The following is a 19,234-nucleotide window of genomic DNA, read 5'->3' on the forward strand; positions in this document are numbered from 1 at the left end:
ACAAGTGCAAAAAGTGCAAGAGGCGGGAGATGTGGTTACACTGATTGCAGTAGGTATTCATACCCTGCAGAGGTTAAGAGTGACGTTACGATTGCCCCCCATCCAAAAATCCGCTTCTGGTGAGGCCCGACGCATTGGCGTAGAGCTGGAAATGAACGGCCTGACGCTGGACCGGTTGAGTGCCGAGGTGGCGCGGCACTTCGGGTTGACCGTCAGCACGGGAGGCGGTCGCTACGAGCGTGTGCTGACCGGGGATCCGGCCGGGGAGTGGCAGGTCGAGTTTGATTTTGATCTGCTCAAAAAACTGGGGCGAGAACAGCGCGACGCCGGAACGCTGGCCGGAGAGCTGGGGGACTCGGCAGAGGAGGCGCTAAAGTGGCTAGCGGAGAGTCTGGTGCCCATGGAGCTGATCAGCCCGCCGTTACCCATGGATCGTCTGGGGGAGGTGGAATCTCTCATCAAGCGTCTGCGGGATTGCGGCTGCAAGGGAACCTCGGACAGTCTGTTAAACGCCTTTGGTATGCAATTCAACCCGGAGGTGCCCGATAGCGACTCAACGACGATTACCCGTTATTTGAAGGCGTTCGTCTGCCTCTACGAATGGCTTTACGCGCGCGCCGACATCAACTTGTCTCGTCAGGTCACGAACTATATCGACCCCTATCCGACCGATTACTGTCGCCGATTGGTGGAAGTGGCGTACTGGCCGGATCAGGCCGCGCTGATTGACGATTACCTCAGAGACAACCCCACGAGAAACCGCGCGTTGGATATGTTGCCACTTTTCGCCTTTCTTGATGAGCCGCGTGTTCGAGCGGTGGTCGGAGATGCCTTGGTCAAGGCCCGCCCCACGTTCCATTACCGACTCCCGGATTGCGAAATTGATCGTCCCGAATGGAACCTCTCGACGGCCTGGAATGACTGGGTCGAAGTGGAGCGGCTGGCAGAGGACCCGGATCGGCTGGCCGGATGCTGTCAGGCCTATTCTGATTTTCTGGACGATCCGGTCGACCGTTGGTTCGGAGATTGGGTAAAACACCTGGAGGCGAAGTGGCTGCACCCCTGATCGCGGTGACCGGCCCGCAAAAAGGGGCTTGGGGGCCTCGCTGGCTGGTGGCGCTTTTGCTGCGCCGCTACGGCGCTCAGCCGATACAGGTACGCCCGAGCGACAGTGATGCGTTGCCTGCCTTTGATGGCGTTGTTGTCACCGGCGGGCACGATGTTCAACCGGTGTTGTATGGTGCCGAACCGGAAGTACAGCCCAAGTACGATCCAGAGCGTGACGAGCTGGAAAAGCGGGTCATCCACAAAGCGCTGGCCGAAGCGCGGCCCATTCTTGGAATCTGCCGTGGGGCTCAACTACTGAATGTTTGCCTGGGTGGCTCGCTGGTGCAAGACCTGCGCCTGCATCGCCGAAACACCTCTCATCGTCGCTCCATCCTACCGCTGAAAACGCTGGAGGTTGAGGCGGGAAGTCGGTTGTCGGAATGGATGATTCGCCCCCAACGCCAAATCAACAGTCTGCACAATCAGGCCATCGACCGGTTGGGGCGGGGGTTGTCCGTCTCCGGGCGAGATCATGATGGCATCATCCAGGCGGTGGAGGACGCCAGTGTCGACTTTCGGATCGGCGTTCAGTGGCATCCCGAGTTTCTGCCCTTTATGGCCTGTCACCGGCAATTGTTTTCAGCACTGGTTTCCAGTTGCCACCGTTCGCCATCGGACAATCGGCAGGTATAAAAAAACCGGCCCCGGGGAGTGGGCCGGCCAACTTGCAAACGCAAGCGGGTGGAGTGAAGTCGCTATCAGAACTGCAGGCGCAAGCCCACTTTTACAGTATCCAGGTCGGTATCTTCTACCCCTTCCCAGTCTTCGATTTCAGTGTCGATCTGGTAACGGCTGTACTCGACAATCATTTTCAGGCTGGAAGTGAGCGCGATATCCGTGCCCGCGGCAAAGAACGGATCGTTGCCATCGGTGTCAGCGCTGCCGACTGGGGTGTCGATGCTGGCGTCCCAGAAAAACTGACCGCCTTTGGCATACAGCCCCCAGTTGTCAGACATTGGCAGTCGGCCCACCAGGGCCAGACCGTAACCTTCAGCCTCGGCTTCCGCCAGGTCACCACCATATTCACCAAAATAGGTGGCGCTGCCTTCCAGGCCGAGGTAGGGGTTGAAGAAACCACCGAATGTGACTTCAATCAGGTCCTTCTCGTCGTCGAACTCGCCCCCACTGGCTTTGAAGCCACCGTAGCTGCCGCCGATGTAAGCATGGGCGTCATTGTCCGAAGACTGTGCCAGCGCGGCTCCCGATGTGAGTGTCAGCAAGCCGGCAAAACCGTAAACAATAGACTGTTTCATGCGATGGTTCCTCTTTGGTTGTCTTTGAATGAGTCGTGTCAGGCACGACGGGAACACAGTCCCTGTGCTCGGTCGTTTTGAAATAGGGGAGTCGAGAATGAACTCCTTTTCACCTCGCTCCGGGGCACCCTAAGGTTCCTGCGGGTGCAGTCGCGCTATCCCTGATATTCCGATTGCGACACGGTTCCATCTCCGTTGGCGTCCATGGATTCAAAGCGGCTGTCGCTGATGCCTGCATTTTTCGCTTCGTCCTTGTCGATGCTGCCATCACCGTTCTGGTCAACAACAGAGAAAGCGGAGCTGTCATTGGTACCGGTTTCGGTGTCGGTGTCGCCGTTGCCCCAATCCTGAGCAACTGCGGACAGAGAGCCCAAAGAAAGCAGAGCGGTAGCCGTCAACGCGTAAATAGTCTTCATGTTCATAATGTCACCTCATCGTTCCTGTTGATGTGTTTGCCAGCGGATCTGATGTTGCGCTGGTATCGAGGATATTGCGAAGGTTGTGCCACTATTGTAAAAGTCTTTAAAATCAAATGGTTATGTTGTTTCTTGTGGTGGCTTGCTCGTCGTGGCGAGGTGGACGTGTTGCTGAATTGCGACAGGGTTTACCTCTCGATGACGTGGAGCCCAGTAGAATAGGGACGGTTGACGTGTTGCTAAACAGCAACAGTTTGAACATTGGCCGCAAAAGGCGTTGAATCAGGTCTTGGAGAAGAGGAGTTCCCCCATGTCTCAACCCAAAGGGCTGTCGCTGTCCCAGCAATGGTTGCTGATCGCCGTGGTCACGATGGTGCCGGTGCTGGTCGTGGTGGCCTACGCCTCCTGGTCGCTTTATCAGCAATTGCAATTGCAACGGGAGCTGGTCAGTCGCTCCGATAGCCTGCGGGTGCAGCACAGCCAGCTTAATGAAGAAGCGCGTGACCTCGAGCGTTTCGCCCGACAATATCGCCTGTTGCGCGACGATACGTTTCTGGAACCCTACATGGAGAAATATCAGAGTCTTCTCTTGGATGTGGGCGAGCTGAGGGATTTTTTGCGGCGGGAGCGCAACGCGCAAGGCGGTCCTGTTGCCGAAGCGCAACACAATGAACTGGCAGCCACCCTGACGGGCTTGAGTGCTTCTCTGGCAGGGTTGGAGCCTGCCGTACTGGAAAGCTCGGATGAGCAGGGTTTTGCCGACGCACTCCAGGAACTCAGTCAGGCCCGGGCGCATTTGGGCTCCGCCGTCTCCGCTTATGGCGATGCGCTCAGAACCCGCGGAGAAAAAGCGCTGCAGGATATTCTGCAAAGGCTGTTTCTTATGGGGGTAATCAGCCTGCCGTTGACTCTGACATTAATGGCGCTGGGGTTCTTACAGATGATACGGCCTATTCGCCGGCTTTCCTGGGCTATTCGAAACCTCGGTCATGGCGATTGGAATACCCCCATTGCCGTGACGGGGCCCCGGGACTTCCAGGCGCTGGGAGAGCGTCTGGAATGGATGCGGGATCAGTTGCGTGACGCAGATCAGCAGAAGCAGGCCTTTTTACGCCACGTCTCTCATGAGCTCAAAACCCCGCTGTCGGCGATTGTCGAAGCGGGCTCTCTATTGAAAGACGAAGTGCCCGGCCCAATCAACACCAAACAGGAGTCCGTCGTTCGTATTTTGTTGGAAAACTCTCGCAATCTGCAGGAACTTATTCAGCAATTGTTGAACTACAACACTACCACTCACAGTGTCGGTTTGCGGCGCCAGTCCGTCAGTGTGTCTGAACTGTGCGCCCGGCTCACGGCGCGCCTGGATCAGCAGAACTGGCGTCACCGCGTTATCTGGGAGTGCGCGGGTCGCCCGGACACGCTGAAGGCCGACCCGCAATTACTGGAGATGATATTGACCAACTTACTCTCCAACGCCTACCACTACTCTCCCCATGACGGTCGCGTCAGTGTCTCCTGGGGAATGGAGGATTCCGAGGCCTGGATCTGTGTCGAAGATGAGGGCCCGGGAATCGATGCCGCCGATCAGGAAAAGATTTTCCAACCCTTCGTGCAAGGCCATGTCCGTCGACACGGGTCGGTGCACGGTAGTGGTGTTGGCTTGGCCATCGTAAAAGAGTCCGTCGCCCGGTTGGGGGGAGAAGTGAAGGTCGAATCCCGACCGGACAAGGGCAGTCGCTTTTTGTTGCGATTTCCGATGAGCCCGTCGTCAGATAAGGAGAATGTTGCATGATACGAAAGGGCGCAATCGGCGTATTGTCAGGGTTCCTGATGAGTTGCGCGTTGATGCAAAATGGCACTCTGGAGCCACAGCCTCAGGTGAAAGGAGCCCCAGAGTGCCCCGTGGTGTTGCAGGCTCGGCCGGAGCCGGCGTTTGTACCCCAAGGCGAGGCGATTGCCCTACTGGAGTTTCGTCGCGTTCAATGCGCTCGTCCAGAGTCTGAGCGGGATTCGATGGTGCAAAGTTATCTTGAACGGTCCTCCAGGCAGGCCGTAATGCGAACCCTGATGCTGGCGACCTGCGCTCCCGATCAAACGCCCGGGCTTTTGGCCAATTCACTGGTGAAGGCTCGGGACATGGAGCCGCACTCGGCGGACATTGCGGCGTTGTTGGACTTGCTTGCCGCCCAAGCCGAATCCTATGGGTTGCTTGAGCGGCGTCTTAACGCGACCCGGAAAAAACTGGACGATATGATTCAAGGCATTCGAGCGATTGAAGCCGAGATGGGCGAGGCCTCCGTCGGCGAGGGAGCACAACCATGACAGCAACCAATACGGAAACCGCAACAGACCCATTGATTTTGTTGGTGGATGATGACCCGGGCATACTGCAATTGTTGAGTATGCGGCTCAACGCCCATGGTTACCGGGTCAATACCGCAGCCAGCGGGGGCGAGGCAATTGCGAGCCTGGAGCACGAGTTGGCGGCGGCCGTGGTCACGGACCTGCGCATGGAGCCGATGGATGGCATGACGCTGTTTTATCATCTTCAGCAACACTGGCCCAACCTTCCGGTCATCATGCTGACCGCTCACGGTTCGATTCGGGAAGCGGTTGATGCCACCCAGCAGGGGCTGTTCTCTTTTCTCACCAAGCCGGTGGACAATCGCGAATTGCGGCAGGTATTGGAGCAGGCGATTGAGCTGGGCGGTACTGGTCCCGTGCCCGATGCCCAGTGGTCCGATGCCATCGTCACTCGCAGCGAAAGCATGTTCAAATGCCTGGAGCAAGCCCGGCGGCTGGCCCGCAGTGACATCAATGTGCTGATCAGCGGGGATAGTGGCACCGGTAAGGAGTTGTTGGCGCAGGCGGTTCATAAGGCCAGCCCCAGGGCCGAGGCGCCGTTTATTGCCGTGAACTGCGGCGCTATTCCCGCGGACCTGCTGGAGTCGGAGCTGTTCGGTCACACAAAAGGCGCGTTTACCGGTGCCACTCAAAACCGGGACGGGCTGTTTATCGCCGCCGATGGGGGCACCCTGTTTCTTGATGAAATCGGGGATATGCCCATTGGTCTGCAAGTGAAACTCTTACGTGTCCTGCAGGAGCGAAAAGTCAGGCCACTGGGCTCCACCTCGGACCGGACGATCGACGTCCGGGTGCTGTCCGCCACGCACCGGGACCTGGATCAAGCCATCGCCGAACAGACCTTTCGCGAGGATCTTTACTATCGGCTCAACGTCTCGCAACTGTCGTTACCCCCGCTGCGAGAACGCAAGGAAGATATCCCCTTGCTCAGTCACCACCTTCTGCAGACGATTGCGCAGCGAACCGGCGATACCGTCCGGCAGCTGTCGCCAGGCGGTCAGCGGTTGCTGTTGCAGTACGACTGGCCGGGCAATATCCGGCAACTGGCCAACGTAATCGAGCAACTGGTCGCGCTGTCTTCCGCCACGGTCATTCCGGAAACACTGGTGGCCGAAATTTTGCCTGAACAGGAAGAGCCGTCTCTCATGCCTCTCAAAGAAGCGAAGAAGCAGTTCGAGCGGGATTACGTCGTAAGGCTGCTGCGCATGACTGGCGGCAATATTACCGAAGCGGCGAGGCTGTCCGGGCGTAACCGCTCCGACTTTCACAAGATCATGAAGCGCCATGACCTGGAGAGCGACCGGTTTCGCTCGGCGCCTTAGCTCGCGCCGGGGTGGCGTAGAATCCAGTGCGCCCAGCCCGTATAATTCCGCCAGAATTTCGACTCGCCGACCTGGAGCCCCCATGGCTGAGCGCCCCTCTGAAACTGACAATTACCTGGAGATATTTCTTCGGGACACTCCGATGATCGATACCCGGGCGCCGGTGGAGTTTGCCAAGGGCGCCTTCCCCGGGGCGGTCAACCTGCCGTTGATGACCGATGAGGAGCGTGCCCGGGTGGGCACCTGCTACAAGGAGCAGGGCCAGTCTGCGGCGATCGAGCTGGGGCACGAGCTGGTTCAGGGAAGCGTCAAACAGGCACGCGTGGAAGCCTGGATGGATTTCGCCCGGGCCCACCCGGACGGCTACCTCTACTGTTTTCGCGGGGGGCTGCGTTCGCAGATCTGCCAGCAGTGGCTTTACGAGGCGGGCTGTGATTACCCGCGTATCACCGGTGGCTACAAGGCCATGCGCTGGTTCCTTTTGGAGCAGATGGAACGCCTCTGCGCTTCTCATCCAATGGTGGTTCTGGCCGGGCGCACCGGTGTGGCCAAAACCGATTTCCTGCTGCGCTGGCCCCAGAGCATCGACCTCGAAGGGCGGGCCAATCACCGGGGCAGCGCCTTCGGCCGGCGCGTTGGCGGCCAACCGAGTCAGATCGATTTTGAGAACTCGGTAGCGGTAGACCTGCTGCGTTGTCATCACCGCCGGCCCGAACAGCCGGTATTGGTGGAGGATGAAAGTCATCTGATCGGGCGCTGTGTACTGCCGATGCCGCTGAAAGAGGCCATGGAGCGTGCTCCTGTCGTCGTGCTGGAGGTGTCTCTGTCAACACGGGTCGAGCACACCTACACCAATTACATTCTGCGTAAGCTTGCCGAATGGCAAGCCCATCTGGGGGAAGAAGCGGGTTTTGAACGGTTCGCTGAGGACCTGCGCGTTTCCATGGGACGGATCCGAAAGCGCCTGGGGGGCGTGCGCTATGATGAAATGAGCCGGTTGCTCGAGCAGGCGCTTGCGGCTCACCGCGCTGGAAATACCCACTTGCATCGTGTCTGGATACGGCGTCTGCTGGAAGATTACTACGATCCCATGTATCACTATCAGTTGGATAAAAAGTCCGATCGGGTCCGCTTTCGGGGCGATCCCCGTGCCGTAGAGGAGTACTTGCAGGAGCGGATGGGCTTGGCGCTCTGATCCAAACTCACTCCATCGTCGTTCTCCCGTCTGACAGAAACGATGCGGGACGACTATGGTGCAGGTCAAACTCATTCTGGGCGATCAGTTGAACGCCCATCACTCCTGGTTCCGTCAGGCGGATACGTCGGTCGTTTTCGTCATGGCCGAGCTTCATCAGGAAGCCGATTACGTCCGCCACCACCGGCAAAAATTATTGGCCTTTCTGGCCGCCATGCGCCAATTTGCCGGGGCCTTGACGAAAGCGGGTCATCGGGTCCGTTACTTTACACTCGACGACAGCGCCCGCTTCAGGGACCTGCCCGAGCTCTTACGCTTCGTGTTGGAAGAAGAAAAAGCCGATGGCTTTTCCTATCAGCAACCGGATGAGTACCGGTTGGACCAACAGCTGGCCGAGTTTTGTCAAAGCCTCACCTTAGACACCCAGTGCGCGGACAGCGAGCACTTCGTGACCCCGAAGGACGCCTGGGACCGCTACCCCACTCACCGCATGGAGTTCTTTTACCGAGCGTTGCGGCGCGAGCACAAGGTGTTGCTCACAGAGAACGGAAAACCCGAAGGGGGGCGTTGGAACTTCGATGGCGATAATCGCGAGGCGCTACCACGTGCCCAACCCCTGCCCGAACCGCTTTTGTTTGCCCAGGACGTAACAGACATTGATGCCATGCTTGATCGACACGGGGTGAACAGCATGGGGAACGCCGACCCGAAAGCCTTGCTCTGGCCTCTGAGCCGCTCTCAGAGTCGGCAGTTATTGTCGCGCTTTCTCTTGAGCGCAGCCTGCCGCAATTTGGCCGCTACCAGGACGCCATGACCCCCCATGGCTGGAGTCTCTACCACAGCCGGCTTTCCTTCAGCCTCAATACCAAAATGCTGCATCCGATGGAGGTCATACGGGCAGTGGAGGGCCATTGGCGGGAGCATCCCGATCGAGTGTCGTTGGCACAGGCCGAGGGCTTTATTCGCCAGGTGCTGGGGTGGCGGGAATATGTCAGGGCGCTTTACTGGCGGCACATGCCCGGCTATGGACGGCGCAACTACCTGCGCGCCCAACGTTCGCTGCCGTCCTATTACTGGACGGGAAAGACCCGGATGGCCTGCATGGCTCATGCGATCGGTCAGTCGCTCGATTACGCCTACGCTCACCATATTCAGCGGTTGATGGTCACCGGCAACTTCGCCCTCCTGGCCGGAGTGCACCCGGACGAGGTGGATCAGTGGTACCTCGGCATCTATATCGATGCGGTGGAATGGGTGGAAATGCCCAACACTCGCGGCATGAGCCAGTATGCCGATGGCGGCCTGATGGGGAGCAAGCCCTACGCGGCCTCGGGGCAATACATTCACAAAATGAGCCACTACTGTGAGAACTGTGTCTACAGCGTCAGGGAAAAGACCGGCGAGGGCAGCTGTCCCTTCAACAGCCTGTACTGGCACTTTCTGGATCGAAACCGCGAGCGCCTCAAGGATAACGCCAGACTGAAGCTGGTTTACGCCAACTGGGACCGACAAAGCCTCGAGAAGCGTCAGGCGACGCTGCAGACGGCAGCGCGTTACTTGCGCGAGATCGATCAGCTGTAAACTTCGACTTTCCTGAACCCGACAACTAGGATAAGGTTGTCGGAAAAATATACAGGAGAAGTGGCAATGAATCGGGACCCCGATACAAGTAAAACAACGAACAGCCGTTTCGCCTTTGGGCTGGAAAAGGCACTTGCGGTATTGGTTGTATTAACGGTGGCAGCCCTTGTCTTTGAACGCCAGATACTGCAGACCTCTCTCACACTGGACGCCAGTGACGGATCAGTGGCCGTTTACGATGATTCGGTAAGCGGAGGCACCACCGAATCCGAAATCCTGGACTCCGAGGCGATTAGCTGGCGCTGCAACCTCGCAGAAAGCAAGCAATACAGCTATTGCGGTTTTGAACTGATCTTTGACCCGTTGCGACGGCAAAGGGGGCTGGACCTGAGCCGTTACGACCAGATTCATCTATGGCTGGATTACGAAGGGCCCACCGAAACCATTCGCGTCTATTTGCGCAATTATGATCCGGCTTACAGCACTCCAGGGCGCAATGACAGTACCAAGTACAACCAGGTGGAGTTCGATCGTAAGCGCACTGAAGGGGATGGCCCCGCGTCCTTTTCCATGAAGGATTTCTTCGTGGCCAATTGGTGGTTTCAGCACAACCGGTTGCCGCCGGAGCTGACTCACCCTCAGTTCGACAATATCGTGGTCCTGGAAATTCAGACCGGTCTCTCACCGGTGGCGGGCGAACACCGTTTCCGCCTGTCTAAGGTGGAGCTTGTCGGGCAAGCCCTGTCTTCCGAACAGTGGTATTTCGCCATTATGGCGACATGGCTGGTCGTGGCGCTGGGGTTCCTATCGGCCCGCATATGGCGGCTCAAGCAGGAGGTGACGCTCAAAAGCCGTCGAGAGCGGGAACTGGTGGAGGTGAACCGCCTGTTGGACCGACGCGGGCGCTCGTTGGAGGATCGGGCGAGAAAAGACCCGTTAACCGGAGCCTTTAACCGGGAAGGGATAGAGGAGGCCATCAAACAGGGATTGCTGGCGTTTCGCCGCAATGGCGAGCCTTTGTCGTTGATCTTCCTGGATGTGGACCACTTCAAGGCTGTCAATGATAACCATGGCCACGGGGTGGGGGATCAGATTCTCTCGGGGCTGGCGAGCACGGTTCAGAAGCACGTGCGGGGTAGCGACGGCTTTGCCCGCTGGGGCGGGGAGGAGTTTGTGCTTGTCTGTCCCAACACTGGCCGAGCGGAGGCGACCAACCTGGCGGAGAAGTTGCGGGGATTGCTCGAAGGCGAGCAGTTCGGCACACCGGTATCGATTACCGTCAGCTTTGGTGTGGCGATGCTGAAAGACGGCGAAGGCGTGGAGCAACTGTTTCACCGGGCGGATGAGGCGCTGTACCTTGCCAAACAGCTGGGACGTAACCGGGTTGAAACCGCCGAGTAAAGGCAGTCCATACTCCATTCTGGGGATTGCCTGAGGGGCCGGGGCGTGCGATCATATGGAAATGGTTCTCATTTAACCGTGTCCCTTTTTAAGGCTTTTCAATCCACGAGGAAACCCCATGACGTTTACACGTTCCCTGATGATTCTGCCCCTGCTGGCGACCCTGTCCTTGTCTGTTCAGGCGGACGACAGGCTCGACCACTACAAGGGCAAGCCGGCGGACACCCTGGAGCAGGCCCTGGCCAACTTCGCCGAAGGCAACCGCGAGCTGCGGCAACTGTTAGAAGGGGAAGTCAGCAATGCGGATCTGGCCCGGGTTCACCAGCTGAGCTACACCCTGGAAAATGCTCTGGGCAAGATGAACAAAGAGATGAGGGTCTTGGCCATGCTGCTGGAACAGGTTCACCTGGCTTCAGAAACCGCGAAGGCGGAGACGGTGCAGGGCAGTGGCCGGGCCTATTTTGAGATTGTGGATACCCTGGAGCTGGGCGGAGACGAGCAATAAAGCCGTAACGCTCTGTCTTGCCTGGACCTTGGCGCCATAAAAAAGCCGGCTCATCGGGAGCCGGCTTTTCTCGTTCAGGGCAACCCTTAACGCGTCCGACGACGGACCCGGAACAGAGCCAGCAAACCGGTCGCGAACAGGAGCAGAGAGGTCGGCTCCGGGACGCTGGCCTTGGTGACGGTCAGCAGGTTCTGAGAATAGCTGTTTTCCAGGTAGTGGAAATCGTATACGCCAGTCACCAGGCTGTTGTCCGTCAGGCTGTTCAGCCATCCCTGAGCGGTGGCTTTCGCGCCGCCAAACCAGTCTGCTTCAAAGTGGTGGTAAGACAGGTTCAGAGGCTTCCAGGAGTATTCTTCAACCACTTCCCAGAGGGCCAGTTGGAAAGCCGCGCTATACTGGACTGTGCTTTGTGCCTCGTCGTAGTAGTTGGAGAACAGCCGATCAATATAGGTGGCTTGAGTGGCGCTGAACGCTCCCAATCCACTGGTGACGTTATAAGTCTTGGGGCTCTTCAATGTGGTATCTATCTGCACACAGAAGGCACTCAAGCCATCGTCCCACTCCGCGATGCCGGTGGTGTTCTCTGACGTGGAGAAGTCGAATTCGCCAGCGTATACCCGCTGGGAGCTCCAACCGTCATAGATATTGCCTGTCGGGGCGCCTTCGCTCGACAGGTTATTCTGGTAAGTCAGTTTGATAGTGGCAGCTTGAGTCGCTGCTGCAGCCAGGGTCAACAGACCGGCTGTCATGGCCAGACGCAATACTTGGATGGTTTTCATAGCAGTTCCCGTGCAATTTTTGGCATATTGGGACCGGTGTAGGTTTTAGGCCGCTGACCGGCGGTAAGCGCCAAAATAAATGCACGAACCGTTCCGAAAAAATAAAAGCCTTTCAGTTCAGTGGCTTAGAGCGTCAAAAGAAAGTTTTTGGCGCCACCCTTGAAGGGCTTTGTTAAGTTTGTCGACGCTCCTTCCTGGGCGTTACTCACTCTCCGTCAGACACGTGCGGATTCCGATCGGATGGGCCAGGGTTTTGTGTACCGGGCATCTGTCGGCGATTTCCAGTAACCGCTGACGCTGTTCGCTGGTCAGGTCCCCCTCAAGGTGAATCCGACGCTCGATCTCCTCGATCATCCCCTCTTTGGATTCGCAATCGGCACAGTCTTCGGCATGAATACGCCGGTGTTTGAGGTGGACCTGAATATCTTCAAGCGCCAGCTTCTTATGGTTCGCATACAGGCGCAGCGTCATGGAGGTGCAGGCGCCCAACGACATAAGAAGCAGGTCATAGGGTGTCGGGCCCAGGTCAGTACCGCCTTTATCGGTGGGCTCGTCGGCCTGCCATTGATGATCGGCGGTATAGAGTCCACGCAGGAACCGGGTATCCTTTTCGGTGATCAACACTTCGCCGCGCTCGACAGAAGGGCGGTCCTGGCTCTCTGCCTTGGGGGCGTTGAGTTTTAGGTAACGACTGGCCCAAGCCGTTAGCGTCAGGGCGACGTACTCGGCATCCTCCCGGCGGCTGAGGAGGTGGTCGGCATCGTCCAGAGACACGAAGCTCTTGGGGTGCTTGGCGGCCTGATAGATCTTGGCCGCCTCACTGACATTGACGGTCTGGTCCGCGGGGGAGTGAAAAATCAGAATGGGTTTGCGCAGATCCCCCACGGTTTTCTCTACGGGCCAGAGCTTCAGATCCTCCAGCAGGTCTGCTCCCAGTTCAAAGGGGCGTCCGCCGATATTCACTTCCGCCTGTCCGTCCCGCCGGATATCACAGGCCTGATCGGCAAACAGGTGCTCGACGTGCTGGGGGGTGGCGGGTGCGGCGATGGTCACCAGCGCCTCGACCGAGTCAATATGCTTGGCTGCCACCAGAGCGGCGGCGCCTCCCAGACTGTGGCCGATCAGCAATTTTGGTGCCTGATGCTCACGGGCAAGAAACTCGGCGGCGGATTCCAGGTCGGAGACATTGCTCGTGAAGGTGGTGTTGGCGAAATCACCGTCACTGCCCCCGAGGCCGGTAAAGTCAAAGCGCAACACCGCAATGCCCTGGTCGGCGAGGCTGCGGGCGATCCGGGTGGCGGCAATGACGTCTTTGCCGCAGGTAAAACAGTGCGCAAACAGGGCAAACGCTTTGGGCGCGCCGCTTTCCGGCAGCTCCAGCGCACCGGCCAGGGTGTGTCCGGCGCGGTTGGTGAATTCGACTTTCCGGCGTGACATGGGCAGTCCTGTAGGTTTGGTGAGTGGCAAACGACATTCGGTTCAGATTGCCGATCATGGTAACCTGTCGAAGAACATTGTGTGAGTGCGAGAACGCAATAATGACAAAACGATTGACGGCTATGTGCCGAACATCCTTCTATCGCCGGCTTGGCCTTCGCTTGGCCAGCTGTGCCCTGGCGGTGTTGGCAGGGCCTTCGCTGGCCCAGAGCGAGCCAGACCCTTCCTCCTTGCAGCTGGCGTCCATTGGAGCGGCGGTGGCCCCGATTGATGCCCCGGCGCCAGTGTTTGCCAAGCGGGGGGACTGGGTGATGCCAATTGCCTCGGTCACCAAGCTGATGACCGCCTTGGTGGTTCTGGAGTCAGACGCCGACCTGGACGAATGGCTTACGGTCGAAAAGCGCCACTTCCCGGCGGCCAATAATGCTTTTTCGCGTATTCGCCCCGGCTCCGAGGCTCGGCGTCGGGATCTGCTGCAGATTGCCGTCATGTCCTCGGAAAACTACGCGGCTTATCTGCTCGCCCGCCACCACCCCGACGGCTACGATGCGTTTATCGATGCGATGAACGAGAAAGCGAGCGCGCTGGGAATGACGAAGACGCATTTTGTGGACTCCTCCGGTCTGTCCGAGAGCAATGTATCCACGGCGTCGGACCTGCTTAAGCTGGCCCAGGCCGCCTATGCGAATCCAGCCTTGCGAGACCTGAGTGGTGACGGGCGTCATACCGTCCATTTCCGCAACCCGGACTATTCGCTCTATTACGGCAACACCAACCCCTTGGTGCACAGTTCACGCTGGGACGTGGCGTTGACCAAGACGGGGTACCTGAACGAGGCGGGACGCTGCCTGGTGATGGTGGCAGACATCGAAGGTGAGCCCACCGCCATTGTGTTGCTGAATTCCTTCGGCACCCGCACGCCTCTGGGGGACGCGGGCCGGATCCGGCGGTGGCTGGAAACCGGGCAGGGCGGTTCGGTGGCCAGCGCTGCCGTTCGGTACGAAGAGGAAACGGTGCGCAAGTGGCAGGAGCGAGTGTCTGGTGCTGAAACCGCTGGCACCGAGGCATCGGGCAATGAGTCTGCTGGTGCTACCCAGGCTGGCGTACAGTCGCCGGGCAAGCCCTAGCCCACAGAGAGCCCCGCGAGCCATAGCTCCTGGGCTCACCTTTCCCCGGCGCAAAAAATATGTTCTTATAGTCAATAAGACATAATATAATAACGACCCACTCCGGGGGCTCTATGAGTCGACCATTGATCTCTCAATCAGAATCGTCCATTCGTCGGCACTGGTACCTGCTCGGCTGGGCAGCGGCGCTGCTGATCCCTTTGGGGATGGGGGCCGGGCTCTCGGCCTGTCAGCATCAGCGCTCCCAATCCGAGCCGCCCATTGACCGCCAGGCCTTGGTGACGCGCCACCATCCATCCGTTCAGACGCTGAATCCGCTGTCGCCGTTTTCTCTGGGCAATGGCGAGTTTGCGTTTACGGCGGATGTCACTGGTCTACAAACCTTTCCCGCTGAATACGAATCGGGTATTCCGCTCGCCACCCAGTCCCACTGGGGGTGGCACTCAGAGGCGAATACCCGGGGGTACGAGCTGTCAGACACGTTTCAGCGCTATGACACCGACGGCCGCCCCGTTACCTACGCAGCCGACATGGAATCCCCCGCCGGTCAGTGGCTGCGGGCCAACCCCCACCGTTTGCACCTGGGCCAGATCGGCTTGGCCATGACGGCGGGCGACGGTGAGGCCGTCGGCCCGGAGCAACTTACCGAGATTGACCAGGAGTTGGACCTATGGCGAGGCGTACTCGACAGCCGGTTCGCCCTGGAGCAGACCCCGGTGTCAGTCCAGACGGTAGTGCATCCGTCCTTGGACCAAGTGGCCGCCCGTATTCAGTCGCCGCTGCTGGCCAGCGGGCAGGTACAGGTGAAACTGGCGTTTCCCTACGGCTCTCAGAGCTGGGGAACACCAACGGCGGACTGGTCCCGGCCTGACCGGCACTCCACTCTGGTATTCGAGCAGGGGCAGCAGTACCTGTTGCTGCGTCGTCGTCTCGATAACACTGAGTATTTTGTGCGAGTGAGCTGGGAAGGTGAGGCGACCGTCAGTCAGCCGGCGCGACATGAATTCCGGCTCTCGACTTCCCAGAACGAGTTGGCGTTGACGGTGCAGTTCAGCGAAGCGCCGCCTGCGGCCGATACCGCTGACATCGAGCAGACGCTGGCGGCCAGCGCCCAGCACTGGCCAGACTTTTGGCAAAGCGGGGGCGCCCTGGACCTCTCCGGCACCGATGACCCCCGGGCCCGGGAACTGGAGCGGCGGGCGGTGCTCTCGCGCTACCTCACGGCGATTCAGACCGCCGGCTCACTCCCGCCCGCAGAAACCGGGCTGACCGGTAATAGCTGGTTCGGCAAGTTTCATCTGGAAATGCACTGGTGGCATGGGGTGCACTACGTACTCTGGGATCGCCCGGAGCTGTTTGAGAAAAGCCTTCCCTGGTATCAGACGGCGTTGGTCGCCGCCCAAGAAAAAGCGCAGCGTCAGGGCTACGAGGGCGCGCGCTGGCCCAAAATGGTCGGGCCCGATGGGCGGGAAAGTCCCTCGAGCATCGGCGTATTTCTGATCTGGCAACAACCCCATCCGATCTACTACGCTGAACTGCTGTATCAACACCACGGGCAAGACCCGGAAGTGCTCGAGCGTTACCGGAACATTGTGTTTGAAACCGCTGCCTTTATGGCGGACTACCCGATCTGGGAGCCGGACAAGCAACGGTACCGACTGGGGCCGCCGTTGATTCCCGGGCAGGAAATCTACCCGCCCTCCGAAGCCTTCAACCCCACCTTCGAGCTGGCCTACTGGCGCTATGGCCTGAGAGTGGCCCAGCAGTGGCGAGAGCGGCTCGGGTTGGAGCGCCAGCCGAAATGGGACCAGGTGCTGGGCAACCTGTCGGCCTACCCCATGAATAACGGTCTGTACCAGAACTCGGAAAACGCCCTGAATACCTTTGGCGATGCCAAACACCGCCGTGACCACCCGACCATGCTCGGTGCTTACGGCATGCTGCCTGGCGCGGGGATTGACGAGAGCGCCATGGGCGATACCTTGGACGCGGTTCTGGCATCGTGGAACTGGGATCACACCTGGGGGTGGGATTACCCCATGGTCGCCATGAGCGCCGCTCGCCTCGGTCGCCCCGAGCAGGCGGTAAACGCCCTGTTGATGGATGTGCAGAAAAACCGGTACCTGAACAACGGCCACAATTATCAGAATGAGCGCCTGACGTTGTATCTGCCGGGCAACGGCGGCCTGCTCACCGCCCTGGCAATGATGGCAGCGGGCTGGGAAGGCGCCTCGAATAGACCGGCGCCGGGCTTCCCGGAAGACTGGAACGTGCGTTACGAGCAGCTACACCCTCTTCCCTGATTGACGGGCCGATACAGCACTGGAGCAAACACAATGCATCACTTGAGACAACACGGTTTGGGCCTCTGGCTGCTGGCATTATTGTTGCTCGGGGCCTGCGCGACCCAGGGACCCACCAGCGATCAAAACCATTGGCAAAGCGGAGACTACCGTTTGTCACTGGGTGAGCGCGGGCTGGACATTGAGTACCGGGGCGAAGTATTTGCCACCATCGACTCGTTCGAATTCAACTTTGTCAAAGGCACGATTACCGAGCTGGTCAAGCCGTCCGGTTCGAGCGACGGGCAGGCTCGACTGGACGTCGTGCTGGAGGGAGAAGATGGCTACACCCACGACTTTCCCGAACGTCTTCGTGTGATGGTGACGCAAGAGAACGGCCGCTTTCACTTTGAGGCCTCCCACCCAGGCTTCCACCACATCGGCATCAATCTGGTGGATCGGGACGAGCACTATTTTGGCTTGCTCGAAAAGCTCTACCCGGACAATCGGAAAAGCCCGGACTTGCGAGGGGAAACCGTGACTGTGGATGTCTATCATCAGGGCGAGCGCGACTACGCGGAAAACTACGCCTCGGCCTTTTCGGCGTTCTACATCAGCAGCGCCGGCTATGGCAGCTTCTTCGATACGTTCGCCAAAGGTGAGTATCGGTTCGCGCAAAGCGGGTTGACTCACGTTTACCACCAGACCGACGCGTTGGATTGGTATCTTATCCATGGCCCGACAGGGCAACGCATTCACCGGCGTTACTACGAGGTGATCGGCGAGCCCAAATCGGTTCCCCTCTGGGCTCTAGGGCCGGTGGTGTGGCGGGACTACAACACCGGAAAAGCGGAAATTCTCTCCGACCTGGAACATTTCAGCGCGCTTCGTATCCCGCTGACCGCCACCTTCGTTGACCGGCCCTACAGTGACGGCGGGCACGAATGGTCCAAAATGAATTTCACCGAAGCCTTTGCTGACCCCGAAGAGTGGATCGGTACGATCAACCGCGACTATGGCATGGAGGTGATGAGTTGGGTTGGCCCCATGACTTTCGGCGATACCGACTTCCCCGGTTTGCTTCCCAATCACCGGACCTATATCGACCTGACCGACCCCGAAGCGCTGGTGGAATTCGAGCGCCGTTTGCAAACCCTGCAGTACGACGTGGGCATTCGCGGCCATAAAATGGACCGCGCGGATGAAAACTTTCCCATGACCGCCCTCTGGCACGAGCCGGTGCCGGAATCGCAAACCCGCAACACCTATGTCTATCTTTACTCCAAAGTGATCGACCAGTTTCTGCGGGGCGCCCACGGCGACAACCAGTTCAACTTCGCCCGTGCCGCTTATCACCGGACCCAGCCCTTTTTGAGCGCTGTCTGGGGTGGCGATGTGCGCCCTAACTGGCAGGGCATGGCGGGAAATCTGGCCAATGCCATGCGCGTTGGGTTTATGGGTTTTCCGGTCTGGGGCTCGGACACCGGCGGCTATCTGGGTGACGGTCGTATTGACGAAAAGCTCTACGCCCGCTGGCTGCAGTGGGGGGCCTGGAATGGCATGTTTGAAATAAAACTCGATGGCATCGGCGGGCAGGGGGAAGACCGCGTGCCCTGGCACTATTCCGAGCGTTTGCAGGCGGTCTTCCGTGAGGCTGCCGAACAGCGCATGGCCATGATTCCGTACAGTTATTCCCTGGCGAATACCTCGGCCTCCAACGGCGTGCTGATGAAACCCATGGCTTACGTCTATCCCAATGACGAACACACCTACGACCTGTGGGATCAGTACCTCTTTGGCGAGGCGTTTCTGGTGGCACCCATGCTGAGCCCGGACGATCAGCGGTCGGTCTATCTGCCGGCGGGTCATTGGTACGACTTTTACGACCTTACCCGCGCCTTTGACGGAAAGCGGACGCTCAGCGTCACGGCGGAGTTCGACCGCATCCCGGTCTTTGTTCGGGGCAATTCGCTCTATGTCACCGGGGATATCTATCGTGGCAGCGACCGCCGCTGGCGAGGTCCGCTGGAACAGGGCCGTTTAATCCTTCACGCTCTGCCGGGGCGTCCGGGGCAGGACACCGTATTTACCTATGTGGATGCCCTCGATGGAGATAGGGAGAAACGCATGACCCTCACCCGATCCGTGAATGAGGTAACACTGCAGACGCCAGCGTTGACAGTGCCGTCTGTTGTGCGGCTCCGCCTGGATCAGGCCCCTGCGCAAGTGTGGCTCAACGGTGCCCGAACAGAGGCGACCTACGATGCGGAGCGGAAGATACTCGCGCTCCCTCTGTCGGCTGGCCAGGACATTGAGCTCCGAGTCACGCTTTGAGATAAAGTACTCCGACCCGCTTTCAGGGCGGGTTTTGGGGGCTCTCTCTGTAAACGAATACATATAGAGCGTGAATTCCCTTTCAGACTGCAATTCTCCTCAGCAATACTTAATCTAACCCATTGATTTTA

17 protein-coding genes are annotated in these 19,234 nt (G+C 58.8%); 13 read left to right on the forward strand and 4 right to left on the reverse strand.

Annotated elements, in window-relative coordinates; all coding sequences use genetic code 11:
• Positions 1 to 91: 91 nt before the first annotated feature.
• Both G547_RS19775 and G547_RS19780 read left to right on the forward strand, forming a co-directional pair.
• Positions 92 to 1,066: an amidoligase family protein gene (locus tag G547_RS19775; RefSeq protein ID WP_211224475.1), complete on the forward strand. Its 975-nt coding sequence runs from the start codon at positions 92 to 94 to the stop codon at positions 1,064 to 1,066.
• Positions 1,051 to 1,740 (forward strand): gamma-glutamyl-gamma-aminobutyrate hydrolase family protein, encoded by a 690-nt coding sequence (locus G547_RS19780; RefSeq protein WP_036186450.1) that lies wholly within the window; start codon positions 1,051 to 1,053, stop codon positions 1,738 to 1,740. The genes G547_RS19775 and G547_RS19780 overlap by 16 nt, the downstream gene beginning before the upstream one ends.
• A gap of 65 nt (positions 1,741 to 1,805) precedes the next feature.
• Here the strand turns inward: G547_RS19780 and G547_RS19785 are convergent, their stop codons facing one another.
• Together G547_RS19785 and G547_RS19790 are read right to left on the reverse strand one after the other, a co-directional pair.
• Positions 1,806 to 2,360, reverse strand: a complete 555-nt coding sequence (locus G547_RS19785) for a porin family protein (RefSeq protein ID WP_051234648.1) — start codon at positions 2,358 to 2,360, stop codon at positions 1,806 to 1,808.
• Positions 2,361 to 2,515: 155 nt separating this feature from the next.
• Positions 2,516 to 2,782: an EF-hand domain-containing protein gene (locus G547_RS19790; protein ID WP_036186453.1), complete on the reverse strand. Its 267-nt coding sequence runs from the start codon at positions 2,780 to 2,782 to the stop codon at positions 2,516 to 2,518.
• A gap of 304 nt (positions 2,783 to 3,086) precedes the next feature.
• Here G547_RS19790 and G547_RS0102470 point away from each other — a divergent pair, with 304 nt between their 5' ends.
• The 8 genes from G547_RS0102470 (at position 3,087) to G547_RS19805 (ending at position 11,144) form a co-directional block, all read left to right on the forward strand.
• Positions 3,087 to 4,568, forward strand: a complete 1,482-nt coding sequence (locus G547_RS0102470; protein ID WP_027328478.1) for a sensor histidine kinase — start codon at positions 3,087 to 3,089, stop codon at positions 4,566 to 4,568.
• Positions 4,565 to 5,098 (forward strand): hypothetical protein, encoded by a 534-nt coding sequence (locus G547_RS0102475; protein ID WP_027328479.1) that lies wholly within the window; start codon positions 4,565 to 4,567, stop codon positions 5,096 to 5,098. Before G547_RS0102470 ends, G547_RS0102475 begins: the two co-directional genes overlap by 4 nt.
• A complete protein-coding gene (locus tag G547_RS0102480) occupies positions 5,095 to 6,462 on the forward strand; it encodes a sigma 54-interacting transcriptional regulator (protein WP_036186457.1) in 1,368 nt (455 codons plus the stop codon). Before G547_RS0102475 ends, G547_RS0102480 begins: the two co-directional genes overlap by 4 nt.
• Before the next feature lie 82 nt (positions 6,463 to 6,544).
• Positions 6,545 to 7,657, forward strand: a complete 1,113-nt coding sequence (gene mnmH / locus G547_RS0102485) for a tRNA 2-selenouridine(34) synthase MnmH (RefSeq protein ID WP_027328481.1) — start codon at positions 6,545 to 6,547, stop codon at positions 7,655 to 7,657.
• 55 nt (positions 7,658 to 7,712) lie between these two features.
• Positions 7,713 to 8,471, forward strand: a complete 759-nt coding sequence (locus G547_RS23740) for a cryptochrome/photolyase family protein (protein ID WP_245573309.1) — start codon at positions 7,713 to 7,715, stop codon at positions 8,469 to 8,471.
• Positions 8,468 to 9,238 (forward strand): cryptochrome/photolyase family protein, encoded by a 771-nt coding sequence (locus G547_RS23745; RefSeq protein WP_245573311.1) that lies wholly within the window; start codon positions 8,468 to 8,470, stop codon positions 9,236 to 9,238. The genes G547_RS23740 and G547_RS23745 overlap by 4 nt, the downstream gene beginning before the upstream one ends.
• 66 nt (positions 9,239 to 9,304) lie before the next feature.
• Entirely contained in the window at positions 9,305 to 10,639 is a 1,335-nt protein-coding gene (locus tag G547_RS19800) for a GGDEF domain-containing protein (RefSeq protein ID WP_051234650.1), read from the forward strand.
• 118 nt (positions 10,640 to 10,757) lie between these two features.
• Positions 10,758 to 11,144 (forward strand): DUF6746 family protein, encoded by a 387-nt coding sequence (locus tag G547_RS19805; RefSeq protein ID WP_211224476.1) that lies wholly within the window; start codon positions 10,758 to 10,760, stop codon positions 11,142 to 11,144.
• A gap of 86 nt (positions 11,145 to 11,230) precedes the next feature.
• Here the strand turns inward: G547_RS19805 and G547_RS19810 are convergent, their stop codons facing one another.
• Positions 11,231 to 11,923 (reverse strand): PEP-CTERM sorting domain-containing protein, encoded by a 693-nt coding sequence (locus G547_RS19810; RefSeq protein WP_051234652.1) that lies wholly within the window; start codon positions 11,921 to 11,923, stop codon positions 11,231 to 11,233.
• Between the two features lie 201 nt (positions 11,924 to 12,124).
• Complete coding sequence (locus G547_RS0102510; RefSeq protein ID WP_036186460.1) at positions 12,125 to 13,360, reverse strand: bifunctional alpha/beta hydrolase/OsmC family protein; 1,236 nt, start codon at positions 13,358 to 13,360, stop codon at positions 12,125 to 12,127.
• Positions 13,361 to 13,482: 122 nt separating this feature from the next.
• Between G547_RS0102510 and pbpG the strand changes: the two genes are divergently transcribed.
• The 3 genes from pbpG (at position 13,483) to G547_RS0102525 (ending at position 19,103) form a co-directional block, all read left to right on the forward strand.
• Positions 13,483 to 14,487 carry a D-alanyl-D-alanine endopeptidase gene (gene pbpG / locus G547_RS19815; protein ID WP_084645563.1) on the forward strand — a complete coding sequence of 335 codons (1,005 nt, stop codon included), beginning with the start codon at positions 13,483 to 13,485 and terminating at the stop codon, positions 14,485 to 14,487.
• Positions 14,488 to 14,600: 113 nt separating this feature from the next.
• Positions 14,601 to 16,790, forward strand: coding sequence for a hypothetical protein (locus G547_RS0102520; RefSeq protein ID WP_211224477.1), 2,190 nt, complete (start codon positions 14,601 to 14,603; stop codon positions 16,788 to 16,790).
• Positions 16,791 to 16,823: 33 nt separating this feature from the next.
• Positions 16,824 to 19,103 carry a TIM-barrel domain-containing protein gene (locus tag G547_RS0102525; protein WP_027328484.1) on the forward strand — a complete coding sequence of 760 codons (2,280 nt, stop codon included), beginning with the start codon at positions 16,824 to 16,826 and terminating at the stop codon, positions 19,101 to 19,103.
• Positions 19,104 to 19,234: the final 131 nt, after the last annotated feature.

Origin of the sequence: Marinimicrobium agarilyticum DSM 16975 (genome assembly GCF_000423345.1) — a bacterium.
GTDB classification, from domain to species: Bacteria; Pseudomonadota; Gammaproteobacteria; order Pseudomonadales; family Cellvibrionaceae; genus Marinimicrobium; species Marinimicrobium agarilyticum.